At 72.4% G+C, this 23,482-nt stretch carries 18 protein-coding genes; 9 read left to right on the top strand and 9 right to left on the bottom strand.

The features are described 5' to 3' along the window. Positions 1-16 precede the first annotated feature (16 nt). Genes AB0H52_RS20810 through AB0H52_RS20820 form a run of 3 tightly spaced genes read left to right on the top strand, consistent with a single transcriptional unit; the run spans position 17 to position 5,924 of the window. Positions 17-2,041 carry a PIG-L family deacetylase gene (locus tag AB0H52_RS20810; RefSeq protein ID WP_357949346.1) on the top strand — a complete coding sequence of 675 codons (2,025 nt, stop codon included), beginning with the start codon at positions 17-19 and terminating at the stop codon, positions 2,039-2,041. Next, the gene (locus AB0H52_RS20815) at positions 2,038-3,084 is read left to right on the top strand and encodes a hypothetical protein (protein ID WP_151492913.1); all 1,047 of its coding nucleotides are present in this window, start codon (positions 2,038-2,040) and stop codon (positions 3,082-3,084) included. The genes AB0H52_RS20810 and AB0H52_RS20815 overlap by 4 nt, the downstream gene beginning before the upstream one ends. After that, the gene (locus AB0H52_RS20820; protein WP_151492912.1) at positions 3,081-5,924 is read left to right on the top strand and encodes a stealth conserved region 3 domain-containing protein; all 2,844 of its coding nucleotides are present in this window, start codon (positions 3,081-3,083) and stop codon (positions 5,922-5,924) included. The genes AB0H52_RS20815 and AB0H52_RS20820 overlap by 4 nt, the downstream gene beginning before the upstream one ends. A gap of 87 nt (positions 5,925-6,011) precedes the next feature. On the opposite strand, the gene AB0H52_RS20825 is transcribed toward AB0H52_RS20820, so the two are convergent. The 9 genes from AB0H52_RS20825 to AB0H52_RS20865 form a co-directional block, all read right to left on the bottom strand. After that, positions 6,012-6,659 (bottom strand): hypothetical protein, encoded by a 648-nt coding sequence (locus AB0H52_RS20825; RefSeq protein WP_151492911.1) that lies wholly within the window; start codon positions 6,657-6,659, stop codon positions 6,012-6,014. Positions 6,660-6,865: 206 nt separating this feature from the next. Continuing rightward, positions 6,866-7,648: a zf-HC2 domain-containing protein gene (locus tag AB0H52_RS20830; RefSeq protein WP_151492910.1), complete on the bottom strand. Its 783-nt coding sequence runs from the start codon at positions 7,646-7,648 to the stop codon at positions 6,866-6,868. Beyond that, positions 7,645-8,337 carry a sigma-70 family RNA polymerase sigma factor gene (locus AB0H52_RS20835; RefSeq protein ID WP_139582135.1) on the bottom strand — a complete coding sequence of 231 codons (693 nt, stop codon included), beginning with the start codon at positions 8,335-8,337 and terminating at the stop codon, positions 7,645-7,647. Before AB0H52_RS20835 ends, AB0H52_RS20830 begins: the two co-directional genes overlap by 4 nt. Before the next feature lie 113 nt (positions 8,338-8,450). After that, complete coding sequence (locus tag AB0H52_RS20840; protein ID WP_151492909.1) at positions 8,451-9,308, bottom strand: fused MFS/spermidine synthase; 858 nt, start codon at positions 9,306-9,308, stop codon at positions 8,451-8,453. A gap of 18 nt (positions 9,309-9,326) precedes the next feature. Then, positions 9,327-10,289, bottom strand: coding sequence for a hypothetical protein (locus AB0H52_RS20845; protein WP_357949351.1), 963 nt, complete (start codon positions 10,287-10,289; stop codon positions 9,327-9,329). Positions 10,290-10,344: 55 nt separating this feature from the next. Beyond that, on the bottom strand, positions 10,345-12,819 hold the full coding sequence (locus tag AB0H52_RS20850; protein WP_357949354.1) for an SMC family ATPase: 2,475 nt from the start codon (positions 12,817-12,819) through the stop codon (positions 10,345-10,347). Further along, entirely contained in the window at positions 12,819-13,967 is a 1,149-nt protein-coding gene (locus AB0H52_RS20855; RefSeq protein WP_151492217.1) for an exonuclease SbcCD subunit D, read from the bottom strand. Before AB0H52_RS20855 ends, AB0H52_RS20850 begins: the two co-directional genes overlap by 1 nt. A 14-nt stretch (positions 13,968-13,981) precedes the next feature. Beyond that, positions 13,982-15,733: an ATP-binding protein gene (locus AB0H52_RS20860; RefSeq protein WP_151492218.1), complete on the bottom strand. Its 1,752-nt coding sequence runs from the start codon at positions 15,731-15,733 to the stop codon at positions 13,982-13,984. 148 nt (positions 15,734-15,881) lie between these two features. Next, positions 15,882-16,628, bottom strand: a complete 747-nt coding sequence (locus AB0H52_RS20865) for a pyrimidine reductase family protein (RefSeq protein WP_151492219.1) — start codon at positions 16,626-16,628, stop codon at positions 15,882-15,884. Between the two features lie 150 nt (positions 16,629-16,778). Between AB0H52_RS20865 and AB0H52_RS20870 the strand changes: the two genes are divergently transcribed. The 6 genes from AB0H52_RS20870 (at position 16,779) to AB0H52_RS20895 (ending at position 23,457) form a co-directional block, all read left to right on the top strand. Beyond that, positions 16,779-17,330: a plasmid pRiA4b ORF-3 family protein gene (locus AB0H52_RS20870; RefSeq protein WP_151492220.1), complete on the top strand. Its 552-nt coding sequence runs from the start codon at positions 16,779-16,781 to the stop codon at positions 17,328-17,330. Positions 17,331-17,592: 262 nt separating this feature from the next. Further along, on the top strand, positions 17,593-18,900 hold the full coding sequence (locus tag AB0H52_RS20875) for an extracellular solute-binding protein (RefSeq protein WP_151492221.1): 1,308 nt from the start codon (positions 17,593-17,595) through the stop codon (positions 18,898-18,900). A gap of 113 nt (positions 18,901-19,013) precedes the next feature. After that, positions 19,014-20,000, top strand: coding sequence for a sugar ABC transporter permease (locus AB0H52_RS20880; RefSeq protein ID WP_151492222.1), 987 nt, complete (start codon positions 19,014-19,016; stop codon positions 19,998-20,000). A gap of 19 nt (positions 20,001-20,019) precedes the next feature. Beyond that, on the top strand, positions 20,020-20,916 hold the full coding sequence (locus AB0H52_RS20885) for a carbohydrate ABC transporter permease (RefSeq protein WP_151492225.1): 897 nt from the start codon (positions 20,020-20,022) through the stop codon (positions 20,914-20,916). Next, positions 20,913-22,328: a GH1 family beta-glucosidase gene (locus tag AB0H52_RS20890; protein WP_151492223.1), complete on the top strand. Its 1,416-nt coding sequence runs from the start codon at positions 20,913-20,915 to the stop codon at positions 22,326-22,328. The genes AB0H52_RS20885 and AB0H52_RS20890 overlap by 4 nt, the downstream gene beginning before the upstream one ends. An 82-nt stretch (positions 22,329-22,410) precedes the next feature. After that, positions 22,411-23,457, top strand: a complete 1,047-nt coding sequence (locus tag AB0H52_RS20895) for a LacI family DNA-binding transcriptional regulator (RefSeq protein ID WP_357949360.1) — start codon at positions 22,411-22,413, stop codon at positions 23,455-23,457. Positions 23,458-23,482: the final 25 nt, after the last annotated feature.

Below are 23,482 nucleotides of genomic sequence, written 5' to 3' on the forward strand. Positions count from 1 at the left end.
GTCCGGAGGTCACGCGTTGTTCTGGTTGAGAAGCGGGGCCGGCCGGTCCGCCCCGGCCCAGCAGCCGGCGTCCTACCTGCAGGTCGTGGCGCACCCCGACGATGACCTGTTCTTCCTCAACCCCGCCGTGCAGCAGGCGATCAGCAGCGGCTGCCCGGTCACCGCGGTCTACCTCACCGCGAGCGAGGCCGACGGGCGGAACGCCCCCCAGAGCCAACCCGACCGGGCCGCCGTTCCGGTCGACTTCGCCGGTTACGCGGCGGCCCGCCAGAACGGCATTCGCGCGGCGTACGCCCAGATGGCTCTCGGAAACCGCAGGGCCGCCTGGTCGCGGGTCGCGCGGGTGCTGACGGGCGGCGTACCCGTCGAGGTCGCCACCCTCGTCGACGCGCCGACCGTACGACTGGTCTTCTTCAACCTCCGCACGCAGGACGGGGTCGGCGACGAGCCACCCCGGTGGCTCAGCGCGCTCTGGGAGGGGCGGCTGCCGGCCCTGCCGGCCCTCCTCCCGACGGGCAGCCCGCTGGAGAGCGTCGGCGCGTACGACCGGGAGCAACTGCTCGCCGCGTTGACGGCGCTGCTGGGCGAGGTCCAGCCGACCGTCGTACGGCTGCTCGACCCCGATCCGGACCACAAGACCTACGACGCGGCCAGCGGTCGAATCGCGTACTCGGACCATCTCACGCACACGGCCAGCGCGTACTTCGCGCTGGAGGCGGTCCGACGCCACGCGCAGGCCGGGGGGCAGCCCGTTCTGCGGGAGAGCTTCCGGGGCTACTACAACCGGCACTGGCCGCGCAACCTCGGGCCGGAGGCGTTCGCCGCCAAGAAAGCGCTGTTGGACATCTACGGCGGCGTCCCCCGGGACTGCGGGGACCCGGTGGGCTGCGGCGACTACCAGGTCGGCGATCAGGGGCACGTCCCCGGCTACGGGCAGAGCACCCACGCCCGCTATCCCGGCAGCGTCTCCTGGCTGCTCCGACAGGCCGACGGGCGGCTCGCCGCGTTCGCGGTGCTCGGGGACCGGGCGGCGGTGTGGCGGGAGACCCGCCCCGGTGGCGGGACCTGGCGTGGGCCCGACCTCATCGACGAGGGCGGCCTGGTGCCGCACCTGTACGCCCTCGCGGGCACCGACGGGCGGACCCACCTCTTCGGTGTCCGCCAGGTTCTGGACCTGACGCGGCAGGGCCACCGGCGCGTCCTGGTGACAGCTGTGCAGTCCGCGGCGGGCGGACCGTTCGGTCCCTGGACGGAGCTGGGCAACCCGGCCGACGGTGCCGCCGACGCGGAGGTCCGGCGGTTGGAGATGGGCATGCCGGTCGCCGCCGTCGGGGCTGACGGGCGGGTCCGGGTGTTCGTCCGCAACTTCGGGCGCGGCGTGAGCAGTCGGGTGCAGACCGGTCCGGACAGCTGGGGTCCCTGGCACGACCTCGGCGGCAGTGTCGTGCAGGAAGGGCTGACCGTGACGACCGCCGCCGACGGTCGCATCGAGCTGTTCGCGGGGACCGACCGGGCGGTGCTGCACTGGCGGCAGGCCAGCGCGGACGGGCCGTTCGAGCGGCCGGTGACGCTCGCCGTGCCGGCACCGGCGGGTCCTCCGACGGTGCTCGCGGAACCCGGGGGTCGGCTGTTGCTGGTTTTCCGCGAGGCGCAGAGCGGTCGGGTCTTCGCGCTGCGGCAGCGGGCCGGCGGCGGCTGGCCGGTCTCCCCAGCCAGCCTCGACGGGAGCGGGGGTTTCGGCCCGGTGGCCGCGGTGGCGGTTGCGCGGGATCCCGGTGCGACGGTGCTGGTGAAGCGGGACGACACCGGCGCGACCAGCCTGTCGTGGCAGCCGGTGGGGCGGGGGGTGTCGACGACATGGTCCACCGCGGGCGTCCTCTTCGTCGGCTCGCCGAGCGTGGCGGTGGACGCGGGCGGGCGGGTCGTGGCCGCGGTCGTCGGTGTGGACGGGCGGCTCTGGACTGCCCGGCAGCGCCGTGCGGGCAGCGGGACGCAATTCGGTGACTGGACGGCCACCGGCGCGGAGCGGAGACGGGCATGAGCGGGGCGGGCATGAACGAGAACCTTCGCGGTCTGGCATCCGACGCGTTGCGGCGCTGGCCCCGGCTGCGGGTCGCCCTGCGCCGGGCCGACCGGCAACTGACCCGACAGGTGACGCAGTTGAAGGGCACCGTGCGGACGCAGGCGCCCAAGCGCCTCTTCCGTGCCGCGTTGCCGGCCGGGCCGGTGATCGAGGCCCGCTTCGTGGGGGTGCTCGACGGTCACACCCTCAACCTGGACCTCGCGGTGCCGGCCGCGCTCGCCGCCGACGTGGTCGGCGCGGAGCTGCACCTCGTCCGCGGCGCGACCCGGCTCACCGCGCCCGCCGACCTGCGTCGCGCGCCCGCCGGCCTGTCCGTGTCCGCCGCCGTCCTGCTCTGCGGTCGACCGGGTGGTCTGGACCTGGCCGAGGGTCCCCCCTGGCGGGTCGAGTGTCGCCTGATCCGCGCGCCGGGCGGTGGAGATCCCGTCCGGGTGTTCGGAGGGGTGACCGAGCGGCCCGCCGGCCCCACCGTGGCGGCGCCGCCGTGCCCCGACTCGGGACACCGGTACCGACCGCTGACTGACCAGGCCGGCCGACTGACGCTCGCCGTCACGGCTCCCGGCGCGCTGGCCGAGCTGACCGACGTCCGGCTGGACTGGACCGGGGCGAGCCTTGAGGTGCGCACGGTCGGTTGGCGGGCCGACGGGCCGGTGGAGGTCGGGTTGGAGCCGCGTGGCGGCGGCGAGTTCCTTCGCGTTCGTGGTGAGCCGGTCGGCCCGGACCTGCTGCGGTTCGCCCTGCCGCTGGCGCCGATGACGGAGGCCGGTTACGACCGGGAGAGGATCTTCGACGTCCGCCTGCACTCCGGGTCGCGTCGGCTGCGGGTGGGCACGGTGCTGCACGACCTCGCCAACCCGAAGAAGTCGCTGCGGCCACCGGCGGCGATGGTCTGGGCCGCGCCCGGCCGGTCGGTCCGCGTACGGCCCTACTTCACGCCGGCCGGCAGCCTCGCCCTGGCCTGTCTCCCCATTCGATCCCGCCCGACGGACGGCAACTCATGAAGATCACCTATCTGCTCACCTGGGCCGACGCCATCGGCGGTACGGAACGCACCGTCCTGCGCCAGGCGAACTGGTTGGCACACCGCCACGAGGTGGAGGTCATCGGTGTCCTGCGCACCCGTGACGAGATGCCGTTCGAGGTGGATCCCGCGGTCCGTCTGGTGCACCTGCTGGACGCCCGGGGTGGCGTGCCCCGGCCGGTGCGGGGCGGGATGCCCGACGCCGTCGCCGACGCGCTCGCCGCCGAGCCCAGCGCGCTGGTGCAGCGGCACTGGGAGGGCGCGTTCTCCGCGCTCTCCGACCTCGAACTCGAACGCGTGCTCGGCGAGACCGACGCCGACGTGGTGGTCACCACCACCCCGGCGTTGCTGGCCGTCGCCGCGAAGCTGCTGCCCCGCCGTGTCGTGATCGTGGCGCAGGAGCACCGCGTCGCCGAGCTGCGCGGCTCCTCCGGTGAGCCGTTCGGGCTCTTCGCCCCCCGGGCCGACGCGATCGCGTTGCTCTCCCGGCCCACCCGGGACTGGTTCGCCGACCTGCTGGCCGACGCCGCGCCCCGGTTGGTCGTGCTGCCCAACCCGATCGAGGATGGCTACCGTCCACAGTCGACGCGGGAGACCCGTACCGTCGTGATGGCTGGTCGGCTCAGCCCGGAGAAGCAGTTCGAGCACGCGATCGCCGCCTTCGGCCAGCTCGCACCGGACCATCCCGACTGGCGGTTGCGGATCTTCGGTGACGGATCCCGTACCCGGCTGGAGGAGCGGATCGCCGGCCTCAAACTCGGCAACCAGGTCCACCTGCTCGGCCCGACGGAGAACATCGAGGACGAGTGGGCCAAGGCGTCGGTGGCGATGGTGACGTCCCGCGTCGAGTCCTTCGGCCTCACCCTGATCGAGGCCATGAGTGCGGCCGTGCCGGTGGTGGCGTACGACTGCCCCAACGGCCCGCGTGAGGTGATCGAGGACGGCGAGACCGGGTTCCTGGTCGCCGCCGACAACGTCGACGAGCTGGCCGCCGCGCTGCGCAAGCTCGTCGAGGACGACGGTCTGCGGCACACGATGGGCCGCGCCGCGCTGCGCGACGTGGAGCGCTTCTCGGTCGATCGGGTGATGCCGCAGTGGGAGCAGCTCTTCACCGAGCTGCTCGCCGACCGGGGTCGCCCCGGGTGGGCCGACCGACGCCTCGCTGCGGTCGCGGCGCACCAGGCCCGCCGGGCGGCGCCGAACGTGGTGCCGAGCAGGGCCGCCGCCCGTAGCGTCGGTGCCGTCGACGTGGAGGCCTGGGCGGCCGGAGTCGAGGCGGGACGCGATGATCTGCTGTGGACGCGGGGGCAGCTGACCCGCCTGCGCGACTCCACGCCGTACGAGGTGGCGCGGGACAATCTCGACCTGACCGTGGACAGCCTCGACGCCGCGGGCATCGACTACTTCCTCGTCCGGCAGATGTCGCCGACCTTCCGGGTGGCGGTGCGGGACGAGTCACGGCAGTCCGTGCTGGCCACCCTCGCTCGCCGACACGCCGCTCGGCCGGTCTATGTGGAGGCTTTCGACAAGCGCAACCGCACGATGGGCGTCTGGCCGGCGGCGGCCGTCGCCGGCGTCGCCGCCATGACCACGGCCGCGTGGCTCCGGGTCTTCGAACCCGCGATGACCCAGTCGCAGACGCTGCGGCTGGGCACCATCTACGGATGCGCCGTGGAGTTCTGGCAGACCGCCGAGGACAGCGGTGACCTCTGCGGCCCGTCCCGGACGTTGGTGGGGGAGCGTCTGTCCGCCGAATCCCTCACCCCCGCCGTAGTGCCGGTCGGAGGGCGCGACTACCGGTCCGTCGAACCGTTCACCCGACAGCTCGCCGACGAGATCACCTTCCCCATCGACCTGGTCTACACCTGGGTCGACGGTGCGGACCCGAACTGGGCACGCCGCCGGGCACAGGCACTGGGAACGGGGTACGCCGAGCAGGGCGCGCTACAGGGCTCCGAGCGGTTCCGCAGCCGGGACGAACTGCGGTACTCGCTGCGGTCGGTCGACCTCTTCGCGCCGTGGGTGAACCGGATCTGGATCGTCACCGACAGCCAGGTGCCGGACTGGCTCGACACCGGGCACCCGAAGATCCGGATGGTCGACCACCGGGAGATCTTCACCGACCCGGGCATGCTGCCGACGTTCAACTCCCACTCGATCGAGACCCAACTGCACCACATCGAGGGGCTGTCCGAGCACTTCGTCTACCTCAACGACGACGTCTTCTTCGGTCGCCTCTTCGGGCCCGACATGTTCTTCAACCCGGGTGGGCTGCCCAAGTCGTTCCGCAGTCCTACGCAGATCCCGCTCACGCCCCCCGGTCCGGCCGACGAGGCCTTCGCGGTGGCCGCGAAGAACAACCGGCGGTTGCTGGAGGAGACGTTCGGCAAGACCTTGATCCACGCGTTCCTGCACGCGCCGCACGCGCACCGGCGCAGCACCCTCTATGAGGTCGAAGCGACGTTCCCGGAGGCGGTGCGGCGTACGGCGGCAAACCGCATCCGCTCGGCCGACGACGTGTCCATGCTGTCGTCCCTGGCCCACCACTTCGGGCTGATGAGCGGACGCACGACGGCGGGGTCGGTCCGCTGCACCTTCGCCAACGTCGGGCTGGCCGCGCACCTGCCACGGCTGGACAGCCTGCTGGCGAGCCGCGGCTTCGACGTGTTCTGCCTCAACGACTACCACGAGGGCGACGTGCCGGCCGAGGACCAGGCGCGGATCATCGAGGTGTTCCTCGGCGCCTACTTCCCCATTGCCAGCCAGTTCGAACGGGGCAGCGAGCGCAACCGCCGGCTGTCCACCGCCGCGTGGCGGTGACAGCGTGACCATCCGTCCCGCGGGCACGACGGTGGCCGGCCGCGCCCTCCCGGCGCGACCGGCCACCGTGCCTCGTGGCTTACGGGATCAGTACGAGTAGCCCGAGCCGCCGGCGTCGCTCGACCCGCTGTCCGCCGGCGGGGCGACGGCCTTCGGGGTGCTGGTGGGCAGGCAGCTCAGGTTCTTCTTGCCGTCCGGCTGGACGACGAACCAGGTGCCGCCGACGGCCTGGCCCTTCCACTGGCCGGGCTTCTTGTCGCCGATGTAGCGGTACACCGGCCAGCCGCCGACGGTGAGCTGGCGGGTGCCGTCCTGCCGGGTCACGCTGCCGACCTTGTCGTCGGAGACGCCGGTGAGTTGCGGGTTGCCGTCGGTCAGCGCGGGGGGCCACACCTCGGCGCACTTGTCGACGCAGTTCGACGCCGGCGGGTCGGCGGTGTCCTTGTCGAAGCGGTACAGGATCCAGCCGTCCTGGTCGGTGACCACCTTGCCCATCCGGGCGACATTTTTGCCGATCAACTGCTCGGTCAGGTCGACGTTCGCGGGCGGCGCGTCGGCGGCCGGCGCCTCCGCGGATGCCGACGCCTCGGGTTCAGCCGTCGCGGTGGGTTCGGCCGCGGCGACGGCGACCGGCTCAGCCGCGCTCGAGTTCGCCCCGTCGTAACCCGCGGGAGCGCAGGCCGTTAGTGCGACCATCGCGCTCGCGACGATGACGGTCCGCTTCATCTGTGCCACGTGCCCTCCTCATACTTGGCAGTTCACCCATAGGTACGGAGAGCGGGCTGTCAAGGTTGAAGTAGTAACAGTGGTCAATTTCACCCATATTGATTGAACCGATCGGGGTCGCCCTGCGTATGGCCCGACGCGCCCTCTTTGCCGCACCACAACAAATCGGCACCAGTCATTGTGACAATGACCGGTGCCGACGCGGCAGGCAACCCCTACAGAGGCACCGTGACCAGCGGACTCGCCACCCCGTTCGCGTCCACCGACTGCACCTGGATCTGCTTGATGTCGGTCGCCACCGCCGACGTCGAAGCGCTCAACTCAAGACCCTGCGGCCGGGTGTTCGTGCCGTAACCGTCCGCCGGCACCGACCACGTCGAAATCACCTCGGTCTCGGCGTTCTTCCGTACCACCACGAGGCGGCAGATGCGCGGGCCGGGCAACTTTCGCAGACTGAAATTGATCCGGGTGCCGTACTCCCGCTTCACCAGGAACATGGTCGTCTGCACGCCCGTGGTCGGGTCGGTCGCGTCGACCTGGTCACCCTCCTCCTCGGTGCCGCCCACACCCGGGCCGCTCGGCGGCGCCGTCGGCACGCTCGTCGGCGGGTCGTTGACCGCTGCGGTCGACGTCGGCTCGGCGATCACCCCCGGCGTGTCGTCGCCGGCCACGTTGACGAAGCCGTACCCGGTCAACCCGCCGAACACCACCACCGCCGCGGCGGTGGCGAGCAGCTGACGAAACCGGGTACGCCGGCGGTCGGCGCGGACCGCGCCCAGCGTCCGATCCAGCAGCGCCGGATCCGTCGCGGTCTGCTCCAGCGCCATCATCGTCTCGCCGTCGATGTCGGAGAGCAGCCCCACCACCGGCACCATCGTCTCCAACTCGGCCGCGCACGCCCAGCACGCGGCGAGATGCTCCTCGAACCGCTCGGTGTCCTGCTCGTCGAGCACGCCGAGCGCGTACGCGGCGACGTCCATGTGCTCTGGCCGGCTCATTCTGTCACCCCCCGCTCCTGCAGAGCCGTGCGCAGCGCGCGCAGCGCGTAGTAGACCCGCGACTTCGCAGTGCCGAGAGGAAGCCCCAACTCCTCGGCGGCCTCGGGGACCGTCCGCCCCCGGAAGTACGTCGCCACCAGGATTTCCCGATGCGACTGACTCAGCGTACGCAGCGCGTCCGCCACCGTCATGGTGCGCAGCACCCGGTCGGTGCTGTCCGCCTCGGCGAACGCGGTCAGGTCCCGGTCGTACGTCTCCGGCGGCCGGGCCTCCTGACTGCGGTGCTCGTCGATGGCGATGCGGCGGGCCACCGTGACCAGCCACGGCCGCAACGACCCCTGCCCCTGCGCACCGAGGCGATGCGCGTTGCGCCAGGCCCGCAGCAGCGTCTCCTGCACGATGTCCTCCGCGCGCTGCCGGTCCCCCCCGGTGAGGCGCATGACGAACATCAGCAACGGCCCGGCGTGCTCCGCGTAGAGCAGGCGGATCAACTGGTCGGAGTGGCTCGCCTCGGTTGACGTCGCCTGATGGCGCCCGGGCGCCGGTCGCGGCGTCACCGGACCATTCTGGCGAGCCGTCGCGCGGGCGTCGACCCCTCGGGCAGACGACGTCGGCCGCGACGACGACCGCGCGGACATCCAGTCAGCGCGTACCGCGTCGCCATGCCAACCGGCCGCCACCGCATGCATGCAGACCTCCGGGATGTCCGTGACCAACGCCGGCCCACGAGGTGGGCCGCCCGGTGGTACGCAGCGCCGCCCCGAGCGGATCAACGAACCGCGAAAAAAGTTCTGGCCGGCGGTCAGCGGCGCACGGAGAACAGGCCCGGCGGCGGCGGATCCGAGCCGGTGGCGTCCGCGTCACGCACCACCGCCGCGCCACCGGCGAACCGGTCCAGCTCGTCGCCGGCGACCACCCGCCCGGGAAACCAGTCACCGGCGGCCCGCCGGGTCAACGCCGGCACCGGAGGCGTCGTACGCCCCGCGACCAGCACCAGGTTGCCGTACCGGCGGCCCCGCAGCACCGCCGCGTCCCCGACGAGACACGCCTGCGGCAGCACCGAACGGACCGTGGCGACCTGCCCGCGGGCGTGCCGCAGCGGCGGACCGTCGGCCAGGTTCGCCAGATACCAGCCCGCCGGGCGGAGCACCCGGGCCACCTCCGCCGCGTACTCCACCGACGTGAGGTGGGCCGGGGTGCGGGCACCGGCGAAGACGTCGGCGACCACCACGTCGTAGCTGGCGTCGCGGGTGGCGGCCAGCACGGCACGGGCGTCCTCGACCCGCACCCGCAGCCGCGGGTCCGCCGGCCAGGGCAGCGCCCGACGGACCAGCTCCACCAGCGCACCGTCCACCTCGGACACCCGCTGGGTGGAGCCGGGCCGGGTCGCCGACACGTACCTCGGCAGCGTCAACGCCCCGCCGCCGAGGTGCAGCACCCGCAACGGCTCACCGGCCGGTGCCACCAGGTCCACCGCCGCGGCCAGCCGCCGCACGTACTCGAATTCCAGATGGGTGGGATCGGTCAGGTCGACGTGCGACTGCGGCGCGCCGTCCAGCAGCAACGTCCACGAGCCGGCCCGGTCCGGTGACGGCACCAGCTCCGCCAAACCGGTGTCGACCTGCTCGACCACCCGGTCGCCCGCCCGCTTACGGCCCACGACGACCGGTGCCCGTGCTCAACGGGCCGCGGCGCGGGCGGCGGTGGTCAGCGCGCGGTGCAGCAGCCGGGAGTCACCGAGCAGGGCACGCAGTCGGCGCTCCAGACCGGCGATCGGGACCAGATTCTGTGGCGCCCGCGGATCCTTGTACGGCGTCGACGCGAAGCGGGGCAGGGTGACCAGCGACAGGTCGGCCAACTCGATCGCCGACTCGACGGGCAGCTCCGCGGAACACTCCACCCGCACGATGCCCGCCCACGGCGCACCGACGGCCACCGGCAACCGCAGATACCACGACCAGCCACCCCAGGCCGTGCCCAGCCGGAACACCGGCGAACGCTCACCCGACGCCAGACCCGTGACGACGGCCGTCAACCGGGCGTCGAGATACTGGCTGTGCTGGGTCTTGATGTAGCCGAGCGTGCGGGGCAACTGCCGGCGACTGCGCAGCGGCCCGTCCACCACCAGCAGGTCACCGTCGACCCGCGCGGCGTCCGACACCGCCACCTCGAGGGCGGTCAGCGGGCCCTGCACGGCCGCCGGCAACTTCGCCAACTCGCCCGTCCCGCCCACCCGGTGCACCGGATAACGGACCGCACCCGCCACCACGTCCTGTGCCGACGGGCTCGCCGTGAACAACCCCCGAGCGACCCGGGTACCCGCCAACTGCGCGGCACCCCGCCCCAGGTCACAGCGCACCACCCCGGCCGCGTACGAGGCGGCCAGCCCGGGGAACGACCCACCGTCGGCCTCGGCCGTCCAGATGCTCGCGTCGATCCGGCGGACACCGTCGACCAGCAACACCACGTCGGGCGCCCGCACCCCGGGGCGTACCCCGATCGCCCGCCAGTCCACCGCGGGCAGCTCCACGTCCGCGTCGACCTGCGCACTGCTCGGCGCGGCCGGGCCGGCGGCGGACGCCTCGAACGACGCCCCGTACGCCGGATCCCACGAGTCGACGAAGAACGCGGCGTCACTCACCGGGCTGGCCCCTCGTTCGCGACTGCGGGGCTCCGCTGCGCTGCACTCCTCGCGCTCACCGGCCGGTCCGTTCGATCCGCGCCGACCGGGCGTCCTTGCGCACCTCGAAGCGGACCGGGATCCGTTCGGCCAGCGCGGACACGTGGGTGACCACACCGACCATCCGGTCACCGCGGGCGGCCAGGTTTTCCAGGGTGGCCGCCACCGTGTCCAGCGTGGCGGCGTCCAACGTGCCGAAACCCTCGTCCAGGACGATCGACTCCAGGCTCGCGGCCGTCGTCGACATGCCGGCCAGCTGTTCGGAAAGCGCCAGCGCCAACGCCAACGACGCCTGGAACGTCTCGCCACCAGAGAGGGTGCGCACCCCCCGCCGCAGCCCCGCGTCATGGTGGTCGACGACGAAGAACTCGCCCTTGTCGTGCACCAGCTCGTACTGCCCGGCAGAGAGCTCCCGCAGGATCCCCGACGCCCCGTCGACAAGCAGGTCCAGCGCCTCGGCCAGCAGCCACCGCTCGAAGTTGTTGGCCCGCAGGTGCCCGGCGAGCGCGCGGGCGACCTGCGCCTCGCGCTCATGACCGGCGCGCTGTTCGCGCAGCGTCCCGGCCTGCTCGCGGCGCTCCCGCAGCAGGCGCCGGTCCGCCTCGGCCCGCTCCACGGCCACCGTCGCGGCGTGCACGGGATCGTCGCCGACCGGCACGTCCGCCGCCGCGAAGATGCCCGCGATGTGCCGCTGCACCGTGTCGGCAGCCACCTCGGCCTCGGCGACGGCCGCCGCCCGAACCGCCCGGTCGGCACGGCGGCGCTCCGCCTCGGCCGCCGCCCAGCCGGTCAACGCCGACCACGCGGCGGCCACGTCGTCCCGGTCCGTCGCGGGTGGACCGAACCGGGCCAACCCGTCACGCGTGGTGTCGAAGCCCCGCCACGCCGCCCGCAGACGCTCCTCGGCGGCGTCCACACCGCCCCGGGCCCGACGGGCGGTGTCCCGGCCGGCGCGTACCGCCGCGGCCGCCTCCTCCAGGGCACGCCGCAGCCGGGCGTGCTCGGCCAACTCCCGACGCAGCACCGCCGGCTCGGCCGCACCCGAGAGCTGCCCAGCCAGCTCGGCCAGCCGGGCGTCCACCTGCTCCTGCCGGGCGCGGGCCTGCACCAGCAGCCGCTCCAGGTCCCGTGCCGCCGCGTCCCGCTGCTGCACCGCCGCCTGCGCGGCCTTGGTGGCGGCCCGCGCCGCCTTGCCGGCCGCCGTCGCCGCCGCCACCGCCGAATCCGCCGGCACCGCCGGCACCTCGGCCACCGGCTGCTCGCACACCGGGCAGGGCGCGCCCGGATGCAGGTGCACCCGCAGGCTCACCGCCAGGTCGGTGGCCTTCGCCTCCTCGTGTGCCCGGAAGGCCGCCTCCAACTCGGCGTCGGCCCGCTCGGCGTCCGCGCGGGCGGCGGCCAGCGCGGCCACCGCCGTAACGTGCTCCTCGTCCGCCGCGCGCACCGCCGCGCGGACCGTCTCGGCCTCACCGGTCAGCCGGTCCCGATCGTCGTACGCCCGCAGCAGCAGCCGCAGCGCGCTCTCGTCCCCGGCGCCGGCCAGCTCGCCGCGCAGCTTCTCCTCCCGCTCCTCGGCCAGCGACACGCCGGTGGCCGCCGCCTCGGACTCGGCCCGTGCCGCCGTCACCGCGAGCGCCACCTCGGCCACCCCGCCCGGCGCCCGCACCCCGGCCAGCACCCCCAGCTCGTCGTCCAGGGCGGTCAGCGCCCCCGCGGCCTCCCGCGCCGCGGCCCGGGCCGCCGCCAGCTTTGGCACCGCCGCGGTCACCGCCGCGGCCAGCTCGGCCATCCGGTCGACCCGGGCGTCGGCCTCGGCCAACGCCTCGTCGTCCACGCCGGTCAGGCCGGCCAACACCTGGTCCACCGCCTCCAGGCGGGCCTCCGCCTGGGCCGCGCGTGCCGTCGCCCGTTTCTGCACGTCCTCGTAGACGCCCAGGCCGAGCAGGTTGACCAGGATCTGCTGCCGGGTCGCCGGCTTGGCGTGCAGGAAATCCGCGAACTGCCCCTGCGGCAGCACCACACAGCTGGTGAACTGCTCGTACGGCAGCCCCACCGCCTCCAGCACCGCCTGCTCCATCTCGGCGGGGGTGCCGGCCACCACCTCGCCGAGATCGTCCGGGCTCAGGCCGGTGTCCAGTTTGGTCACGTCGAAGCCGGCCGGCATCAGCTGCAGCCCGGCGTTCGCGGTCTTCACGTTGCCCCGGCCGTCGCGACGGACCACCCGGGTCGCCACGTACCGGGCGCCACCGGACTCGAAGACCAGCCGCACCCGGGCCTCGGTCGCCGACGGCGCGAGCGCGTTCGCCAGCCCCCGCGTGCCACCCCAGCGGGGCACGGTGCCGTAGAGGGCGAAACAGATGGCGTCCAACACGGTGGACTTACCCGAACCGGTCGGGCCGATCAGGGCGAAGAAGTCGGCGTCGGTGAAGTCCACGGTGGTCTCGTCCCGGAAGACCGTGAACCCGGCCATGTCCAACCGCATCGGACGCATCAGTGATCGACCTCCTCGAAGAGCTCGTCGAAGAGTTCCCGGACACCCTCGTCGGCGTGACCCCGGCTGTCCAGGTAGTCGGCGAACAACTCCCGCGGCGACCGCCCCGACCGCTGCGCGATGCGCGCGCCGCTGCCCGACGCGGCCAACAACTCCGGGTCGATCCGGATCTCCAGCGCCCGGGGGAGCAGCTCCTGGACCTCCTCGCGCAGGCCGGCACGGGGTTGCTCCCGCACGTACACCCGCAGCCAGGCGTCCGGCGCCTCGATCTCGGCGAGCTGGGCCAGGGTGCCCCGCACCGTTCGTAGCGCGCTCGCCGCGGTCACCGGCACCTCCCGCACCCGCGCCGCGGTGCTCGCCGTCACCTCGACCATCGTCACCGACGGGACGTTCTCCTGCTCGCCGAAGTCGACCGCGAGCGGGCTGCCGCTGTAGCGCACCGGGCAGGGGCCCTCGACGCGCTGCGCCCGGTGCAGGTGACCCAGCGCCACGTAGTGCGCGGTCGCCGGGAAGACGGTGGCCGGCACGGCGTAACCGAGCACCGTGTGCGCGTCACGCTCACCGCCGCCGGTGGCCGCGCCGGTCACCGTCAGGTGCGCGGTGACCAGGTGCACCCGGTCCGGTTCGGTGAAACCCTCGGTGAGTCGCCCCAACACCCGGCCCAGGTGGTCGGCGTACGTCTGGTTGGTCTCCGCGGCGGTCAGCTCGTACATCTCCAGCGCGCGCACCGCGTACCGCTGGGAGAGGAACGGCAGCGCGGCCAACCGCCACCGCTCGCCACCGGCGGTGGTGCCGTCGATCACGTGCTCGTCCGGGTTTTCCCGCACCCCGCCGCGCAGCGTGATGCCGGCGGCATCGGCCCACGGGCGCAGCGCGTCCAGAGCCGGGCCGTTGTCGTGGTTGCCACCGATCGCGACCACGTCCGCGCCGGTGCGGCGCAGCGCCGTCAACGCCCGGGTGACCAGCCGGGTCGCCTCCGAGGTGGGCGCGGCCGTGTCGTAGAGGTCACCGGCGACGATCACCAGATCCGGCTGCTCGGCACGGGCGATGTCGATCACCCCGGCCAGTACGGCCTTGTGCTCCTCGGCCCGGGACTGCCCCTTGAGCACCTTGCCCACGTGCCAGTCGGAGGTGTGCAGGATCTTCATGGCTGCGCTGCCCCCTAGAACGGGATGTCGTCGTCGGTGCCGCCGCCGGAGCCCACCACGGCGAACGGGTCGGCGGACTGGGTGATCGAGCGCAGCGTCTCCGAGGGTGCCCGGCCCGCCTCGGAGACCCGGGTCGCCCAGGCCGGGAACGGGAACTCCAGGCAGAGCGGCACCGGGATGTCCGGCTGGTTGACGAACATCGTGCCGGGCTTGGCGAGCAACGCCCGCTGCCGCTGGGCCGGCGGGAGGAAGCCGTACTCCGGGCGGGACGCCTCGGCCGGGTCGAGCCGGCCGACCACCCGGATCGCCGAGTTGGTGACGATGCGCCGCTCCACCTCGCTCGCCGTCTGCTGGGCGCCGATCAGGATCACACCGAGCGACCGGCCCCGCTCGGCGATGTCCAGCAGGACCTCCTTGATCGGCGAGGAGCCCTCTCGGGGGGCGTACTTGTTGAGCTCGTCGAGGACGACGAAGAGCAGCGGCTTGGCGGTGCCCGACTTCTCCTTGCGGTCGAACTCGCTCTTGAGCGTCACACCGACCACGAACCGCTGGGCGCGGTCCGGCAGGTTGTGCAGATCGACGACGGTGACCTGCGCGGACTCGCTGGTGTTGATCGAGTGCGGGCGGCGGGTGGCCAGGTCGCCCCGGATCAGCCGGGCGAGGTCCTTCTTGCTGCCGATCAACCGCCGGGCGAACGCGTTCACGGTGCCCAGACCGACCGCGCTGCCCGCCCAGTCGGAGCGGGTCTCGTCGTCGTTGAGCGCATCGACGATGTGGTCGACCAGGTCGCCGTACGAGCCGAGCCGCACTCCGTCGATGCTCACCCCGCCGTCCGCGGGCTGGGCGTAGCGGGCCAGGTGCGCGGTGACCGAGTGGACCACCATCGTGTACTGCTGGCGCTCGTCGTCGGCGTCGGCGAAGACGTACGGCAGCAGCCGGTCGGCGCAGAACTCGCTCAACGTCCAGTAGAAGGCGTCCACCCCGGTGAGTCGGCTGCTCACGTCGGGGGTGCCGGCCGCGTCACCGACCCGGGGCGGGGCGTACACCCGCACGTCGGGGAACGCGCCGGCGGTCAGCCCCAGCTTCGCGTACGCCGCCCGGGTGGGCTCGTCGAGGCGGGTGTTGGGGTGGTCGAGGAACAGCAGGTCCTCGCCCTTGACGTTGAAGATGAGCGCCTTGGCGTTGACCGCGTCGCCGCCCAGCACCCCGGAGCGGAACACCGAGTAGAGCAGGAAGGTGGCGAAGCTGGTCTTGGTGGCCACGCCGGAGATGCCGGAGATCGAGACGTGCGCGCCCCGACTGCCGTCGAGGAAGTCGGCGTTGAGATAGACGGGCACCCCGTCGCGGCCCATGCCCATCGGGATGCGCCGTTCCATCCGGTCGAAGTGCAGCGCCCGCGCGCGGGCGTCGCCCTCGGCCCGGTGCACCACCGCTCCCGGGGTCGGCGGCACGTAGAACTCCGGGTCGACCCGGGTGGTGGTCACCTCGGCCGCCTCCTGCACCTGCGCGGGCAGCGTGCCGTCGGCGATGGCGAACACGTCGGAGTCGAACTGGGCGCCCTCGTGCCGGGCCCGCACCTGGGTGACCACCCCGGCGATCGTCACCGGCTCGCGGTCGGGCAGCTCCCGTCGGGTCACCACCACGTCGTCGAGCTGGAGGTAGCTGCCGGGTGCCACGGCCGTCCAGAACTGCAGCGGGGTGGCGTCGGCGGTGCCCAACACCCGGCCGACCGGCTCGCCGGGGCCCTCGGGGCCGGCGTCGGTCATCGGGCGGGTCCGGTCGGTCGGGCAGCACGGTCGGCACGCATGAGGTGCATCCTGCCCGAGGAGTACGACAGGTCGCCACGCGACGCGGCGGACGACACGATGCGCCGTCACACTCGCGACGCTTGGTGTCCGGCCGGGCGACTCCCCGTCACGGGCGGGCGTGGCGGAGCATGAGGACGCCGTCGTCGGCGGCGAGCACGTGCCGCAGCGGCAGATGCCGGGGCGGTGTGGCGTCGCCGGCGGTGATCCGGCCCGGGCCCGGCCCCGCGAGCAGCGGCGAGACGGTCAGGCACAGCTCGTCCACCAGGTCGGCGGCGGTGAGCGCGCCGAACAGGTGTGGCCCGCCCTCGCAGAGCAGTTGGGTCAGCCCGCGACCGTGCAGCTCGGCGAGGCCGGCGGGCAGGTCGACCCGGTCACCGCCGCAGCGCAGCAGGTCGGCGACGTCGGTCAGGCCGGGTGGCGGGTCGGCGTCGGCGTGGGTCAGCACGATCGGGCGGACCGGCGCGTCGGCGAAGGCGGCCTGCGCCGGGTCCAGGTCGAGTGAGCCGGACACGACCACCAGCGTCGGGTACGCGGCCAGCCCGTGCGCCTGGCGCCAGGCCCGTCGGCGTTCGTCGAGCCGGACCGCCCGGTACCCCTCGTGGCGCAGCGTGCCGGCGGCCACCACCAGGGCGTCGCAGACCATCCGCAGCAGGCCGAACACCCGCTTGTCCGGCTCACCGGACAGCCCCGCGGAGTAGCCGTCCACGGTGACCGCGCCGTCCAGGCTGGCCACGAAGTTGACCCGCAGCCGGGGCCTTTCCGCGCGGCCGTAGAAGTCGGTCAGCGTGGCGTCGTCGAGTGGCTCGGTCGACGGCTCGGGCCAGAGCCGCCGGATCGGGATTCCGACGGTCATTCGCTGGCCGGACCGGTGACCGGAGGGGTCGGTCGGGCGGTACGGTGCTGGCAGTCGCACCAGTTCCGGCCCGGGCATTCGCCGTGCCGCCGGGCCCGGCACGCTCGGCAGATCATGCTGGCAGCCTAAGCCGCGGGAGGACAGGACAGCATGCCGCGTCAGATCTTCCAGCTGAAGATGTCCCTCGTCGGCGTCCGTCCGCCGGTGTGGCGTCGGGTGCTCGTGCCGGCCGGCTACACGTTGGACCGACTGCACCGGGTCGTGCAGCACGCGATGGGCTGGCGGGACTGCCACCTGCACTCGTTCGAGATCGACGCCGTCCAGTACGGCGAGCCCGACCCGGACGGGGAGCTGGCGCTGTCCGACGAGCTGGACGTGCGGCTGGACGCGGTGCTCGGCAAGGGCAGCCGGTTCTCCTACACCTACGACTTCGGCGACTGGTGGGAGCACGACCTGGTCGTCGAGGACGCGCTGACCGCGGACCCGGACGAGCGGTACCCGGTCTGCCTGGACGGTGAGCGGGCCTGCCCGCCGGAGGGTGTCGGCGGGCCGCCGGGCCACCGCGCGCTGCTGGTCGCGCTCGAGGATCCGGCCGCCGCCGATCCGCGGCTCGCCCTGGTGCGGGACTGGGCGGGTGTCAGCTACGACCCGTCGCGCTTCGACCCCGACCGGACGACCACGCTGCTGCGCCGCTTCTGCTGACCGCCGCGACCGGTCCCGACCGGGCGCGGTCGCCGCGGGCGTTCGTCCGAAACAGGGCGGTAACGATCTGGGAACGCTCCCAACAGTCTATTGACACCTTCGGGACGCCCCGGCAATCTCATGGGAGCGCTCCCGGGGAAGTGGCGGATATCTCCTCACAGCTCCCCCCGCGACGCCGCGGCCACCGGCCGGGTGACAGCAGGGCGCTGCAGCATCCCCCGCCACACGACACACCAAGCCTCACCACTTGAGAGGGGTCAGGATGAGCGTCACCTCACGTCGCCGCTTTGCGGCGATCGCGCTCGCGTCCGTCGCCGTGCTCGCCTCGGCAACCGCCTGCGGCGACGACTCGTCGTCCGGATCGGACGGCGGCAAGGTCACCCTGGTCGTCGACGTCTTCGGCGACCAGGGCTTCGGCTACGAAGATCTTTACAAGCAGTACCAGACGGAGCACCCGAACGTCACCATCCAGGAGCGCGGCAAGGGCCTGGGCCTGGGCGACTACAACACCCGGCTGACGCAGCAGATCACCGCCGGCGCCGGCGCCGGCGACGTCGTCGCCCTCGAAGAGGGCACGATCGTGCAGTTCTTCGCACAGGCCGACAAGTTCGTCAACCTGGCCGACCACGGCGCCAACGACCTCAAGGGCAACTTCCTGCCCTGGAAGTGGGAAGGTGGCCTCACGCCGGACGGCAAGGTGCTCGGCCTCGGCACCGACGTCGGTGGCATGGCCGTCTGCTACCGCAGCGACCTCTTCAAGGCCGCCGGTCTGCCGACCGACCGCGAGCAGGTCGGCGCCCTCTGGCCGACGTGGGACGCCTTCATCGAGCAGGGCAAGAAGTTCGCCGCCGCCGACACGAAGCACAAGTTCGTCGACTCGGCCACCAACTTCTACAACATCGTGCTGATGCAGACGGCGGGCGCCGGCAGCGGCTACACCTACTTCGACAAGAGCAACAAGCTCGTCGTCGGCGAGAACCCGGACGTGCAGTCCGCGTTCCAGCAGACCACCAAGATGATCAGCGCGGGTCTGTCGAACAACCTGCGGAGCTTCTCCAACGAGTGGAACGCCGGCTTCAAGAACGGCAGCTTCGCCACCATCGGCTGCCCGGCGTGGATGACCGGTGTCATCAAGGGTCAGGCCGGCGACGCGGCGACCGGCAAGTGGGACGTCGCCAAGGCGCCGGGCGGCGCCGGCAACTGGGGCGGTTCCTGGCTGGCCGTGCCGAAGTCCAGCAAGCACCAGAAGGAAGCCGCCGAGCTGGCCAAGTACCTGACCAGTGCCAAGAGCCAGACCGAGGCGTTCAAGAAGGTCGGCAACCTGCCCTCGTCGCCGCAGGCCCTCAACGACCCGGCCGTGCTCGCCGCCACCAACGAGTACTTCAGCGGCGCTCCGATCGGCAAGATCTTCGCCGCCGGCGCGACCGAGCTGAAGCCGGTCTACCTCGGCCCGAAGAACCAGGCCGTCCGCGACGCGGTCGAGAACGCGCTGCGCAGCATCGAGCAGGGCAAGGCCGCCGACGCCGCCTGGCAGGACGCGGTGAAGAACGGCCAGGCCGCAGGCAAGTAACGGCTGTGGATGCGCTCACGGGTGGTGCCGGACTCCGGCACCACCCGTGAACCCGCGTCGGAACGCCCTGCCGCGGCGCCCACGACGGTGCCGCCGAGTGTGAAGGACCGCTCATGAGCTCCCTGAAGACCCCCGCGCCACCGGGTGCGTCGGACCGCCGGTCGCGCCCAGCCCCGCGGCACTCACCGGCGCGCCGCCGGCAGCTGAACCGGCTGGACCTGCGCTTCACCCCGTACGTCTTCGTCCTGCCCTTCTTCGTGCTCTTCGCGATCTTCGGCGTCTACCCGATCGTCTACACGTTCTGGATCGCGATGACCGACCGGTCACCGATGAACACGACGATCAGCTTCGTCGGCCTGGACAACTTCGTCGAGCTGTTCACCAACGATCCGCAGTTCTGGAACGCGGTGGTGAACACCTTCGGGATGTTCGCGCTCTCCACCATCCCGCAGCTGATCATCGCGCTGCTGCTGGCGAACGCGCTGAACCGGCGCATCCGCGGCCAGATGTTCTTCCGGCTGGCCATCGCGATGCCGATCATCACCTCGACCGCCGTGGTGGCGCTCATCTTCTCGATGATCTACGCCCGCGACTTCGGCCTGGTGAACTGGCTGCTCGACCTGGTCGGCCTCGGCCCGATCGACTGGCGGGCCAACCGATTCGCCTCCTGGTTCGCCATCGCCACCATGGTCGACTGGCGGTGGGTGGGCTACAACGCCCTGATCTACCTCGCGGCGATGCAGTCGATCAACAAGGACGTGTACGAGGCGGCCGCGCTCGACGGCGCGTCCCAGCGTCGGCAGTTCTGGTCGATCACCATCCCCCAGCTGCGTCCCACCATCATCTTCACGCTGATCATCTCGACCATCGGCGGTCTGCAGCTCTTCACCGAGCCGCTCATGTTCACCAGCGGCTCGGGCGCACTCTCCGGCGGCACGGAGGGGCAGTTCCAGACGATCACGATGTATCTGCTGGACGTGATGAACCAGCGGTTCCGGTGGGGGTACGCGGGCGCCGTCGCGCTGGTGCTCTTCCTGCTGATCGCGTCCGTCTCGTTCCTCAACTACCTGCTGGCCCGCCGAATCAGCTCCGACAAGTGAGGGTGGCGCACCCATGACCATGACCACTCTTCGACCGCCGGCGGCGCTGCCGCCGACCGGGCGTACCGGCCTCCGCCATCGGGCGGAGAAGCTCTGGACGGCCAGCCCGCTGACCTGGATCGGGCTCGTCTTCGGCGTGATCCTGTCGCTCTTCCCGTTCTACTGGATGATCGTCATCGCCTCGCGGACCAGCGACGCGGCCAACTCCTGGCCGCCGCCCTTCCTGCCGGGCGGCAAGCTGGGCGAGAACATCCAGCGGGTGCTCGACAACGGCGACGCGAACATCGTCAAGGGCCTGATGAACTCGTTCCTGGTGTCGGGCACGATCACGGTTGCGACCGTGTTCTTCGGCTCGCTCGCCGGGTTCGCGTTCGCGAAACTGCGCTTCCGCGGCAAGAACGCGCTGCTGTTGATCATCCTGGCCTCGATGATGATCCCCATCCAGCTCGGCGTGCTGCCGCTGTACATCCTGATGGCGAAGCTGGAATGGCTGAACACCATGCCGTCGGTGACCGTGCCGTTCCTGATCGGCGGATTCGGCATCTTCATGATGCGCCAGTACGCCGAACAGGCGGTGCCCAACGAGCTGATCGAGGCAGCCCGGGTCGACGGCTGCTCCACCTGGCGCATCTACTGGCACGTGGTGGTGCCGGCGCTGCGCCCCGCGGCGGCCGTACTCGGGCTGCTCACCTTCATGGAGCAGTGGAACCAGTTCTTCTGGCCGTTCGTGGTGCTCGCCGACCCGGCCAATCCGACCGTGCAGATCTCGCTGCGCAGTCTGAACACCGCGTACTTCGCGGACAACTCGCAGATCTTCGCGGGTACGTTGATCGCCACCCTTCCCCTGTTCATCGTGTTCGTCCTGTTCGGCCGCCAGATCATTGGCGGGATCATGGAAGGTGCCGTCAAGTCGTGAGCAACCCCGCCAGCCCACCCGCCGTCGACGTCCTCGACGAGCGCCCCGGGCTGACCTTCCCACCCGGCTTCCTCTGGGGCGCCGCGACCGCGGCTTACCAGATCGAGGGGGCGGCGGCCGAGGGTGGCCGCACCCCGTCGATCTGGGACACCTTCAGCCACACCGAGGGCCGGGTGGTCAACGGACACACCGGCGACGTGGCCTGCGACCACTACCACCGGGTCGGTGACGACGTCGCGCTGATGGCCGAGCTGGGCCTGAAGTCGTACCGTTTCTCGGTCTCCTGGCCCCGGGTGCAGCCCGGCGGCACCGGCCCGGCCAACCAGCGCGGCCTCGACTTCTACCGGCGGCTGGTCGACAACCTGCTGGCCAACGGCATCGAGCCGTGGCTGACCCTCTACCACTGGGACCTGCCGCAGCCGCTGGAGGACGCCGGTGGCTGGCCGGCCCGCGACACCGCGGCGCGTTTCGCCGACTACACGACGCTGGTGGCCGACGCGCTCGGCGACCGGGTGCGCTACTGGACCACGCTCAACGAGCCGTGGTGCTCGGCGTTCCTCGGCTACGGCTCCGGCGTGCACGCGCCCGGCCGCACCGACGGCGCGGACGCGGTCCGGGCCGGGCACCACCTGATGCTCGGTCACGGCCTGGCCGTGCAGGCGTTGCGGGCCACCCGGCCGGACGCCGAGGTGGGTGTGACGGTCAACCTCTACCCGGTGGACCCGGCCAGCGACGCTCCGGCGGACGTGGACGCGGCCCGGCGGATCGACGGGTTGGCCAACCGGTTCTTCCTCGACCCGCTGCTGCGCGGGTCGTACCCGCAGGACCTGGTGACCGACCTGCGCGCGGTGACCGACTTCGGCCACGTGCAGGACGGCGACCTGGCGACCATCGCCACGCCGCTGGACATGGTCGGCGTCAACTACTACAGCCGGCACGTCGTATCCGCCGCGACCGAGGCCGACCCGGGCCCCTCATGCTGGCCGGGCAGCGAGGACGTCCGGTTCGTCACCCGGGGTGTCCCGGTCACCGACATGGGCTGGGAGATCGACGCCCCCGGCCTGCTGGAGACCCTGCGGCGCGTGCACGACGACTACACCGACCTGCCGTTGTACGTCACCGAGAACGGATCCGCGTTCGTCGACACGGTGGTCGACGGGCAGGTCGACGACGTCGACCGGTTGGCCTACTTCGACGCCCACCTGCGCGCCTCCCACGAGGCGATCAACGCGGGGGTGCCCCTGCGGGGATACTTCGCCTGGTCGTTGATGGATAATTTCGAGTGGGCCTGGGGTTACACGAAGCGGTTCGGCATGATCCATGTCGACTACGACAGCCAGGTCCGCATTCCCAAGTCCAGCGCCAGGTGGTACGCCTCGGTGATCCGACGCAACGGTCTGGCCGCACAATAGGCTCGGGCCAGCCATCAGGGCGGTCCTGGTGTCCACCCCCCGCTGGTGGCACCGGGTCCGCCCGCCGTCGGAGGAGCAGACGATGACAACGCAGCGCACCCGGTCGCTCGGGCGCCCGACCCTCGACGCGGTCGCGGCGCGCGCCGGCGTCGGCCGGGGCACGGTCTCCCGCGTCGTCAACGGCTCGCCCCAGGTCAGCCCGGAGGCCCGGGCCGCCGTCCAGCAGGCGATCGCCGAGCTGGGGTACGTGCCGAACCGGGCGGCCCGTGCGCTGGTCACCCAGCGGACCGACTCCGTGGCGCTGGTGGTGTCCGAATCCGGCGAGCGGGTCTTCACCGAGCCGTTCTTCGCCGCCATCGTGCGGGGGATCAGCTCCGGTCTGCTGGAGACGCCGATGCAGCTCTGGCTGGCCATGGCCCAGTCGCCGGTGGAGCGGGAGCGCGTCGAGCACCACCTCACCAACCAGCACGTCGACGGCGTACTGCTGCTGTCGCTGCACGACTCGGACCCGCTGCCGACCCTGCTGGAGGAACGCGGCCTGCCCGCGGTGCTCGGCGGCCGGCCGGCCCGGATGCTGCAACCCGGCGCCCAGCCGGCCTGGTTCGTCGACGTGGACAACGTTGGCGGGGCCCGGCAGGCCGTGGAGTACCTGGCCGGGCGGGGGCGGCGCCGGATCGCCACCATCGCCGGCCCGCAGGACATGGGCGCCGGCCTGGCCCGGTTGGCCGGCTACACCGAGGCCGTCAAGGCCACCGGGGCCGGCGTCAACCCCGACCTGATCGCGTACGGCGACTTCAGCGAGGGCAGCGGCGCGAACGCCATGCGCCGGCTGCTGGACGCCTGCCCGGACCTCGACGCCGTCTTCGTCGCGTCCGACCTGATGGCGTTCGGTGCGCTGCGCGCCCTGCGTGAGGCCGGTCGGCGGGTGCCCGAGGACGTCGCGGTGATCGGCTTCGACGACGCGCCGATCGCCCGGCAGGCCGACCCGCCGTTGACCACGGTCTTTCAGCCGGTGGAGGAGATGGGCCGGCAGATGGCCCGCCTCCTGGTGGCCCGGATCCGCGGCGAGGACCTCCCCGCCCCCCACATCCTCCTGGACACCCAACTAGTCCACCGAGCCTCCGCCTAACCCCCCACCCCCCACCCCCCACCCC

The organism is Micromonospora sp. NPDC050695, from assembly GCF_040654415.1.
Lineage (GTDB): Bacteria > Actinomycetota > Actinomycetes > Mycobacteriales > Micromonosporaceae > Micromonospora.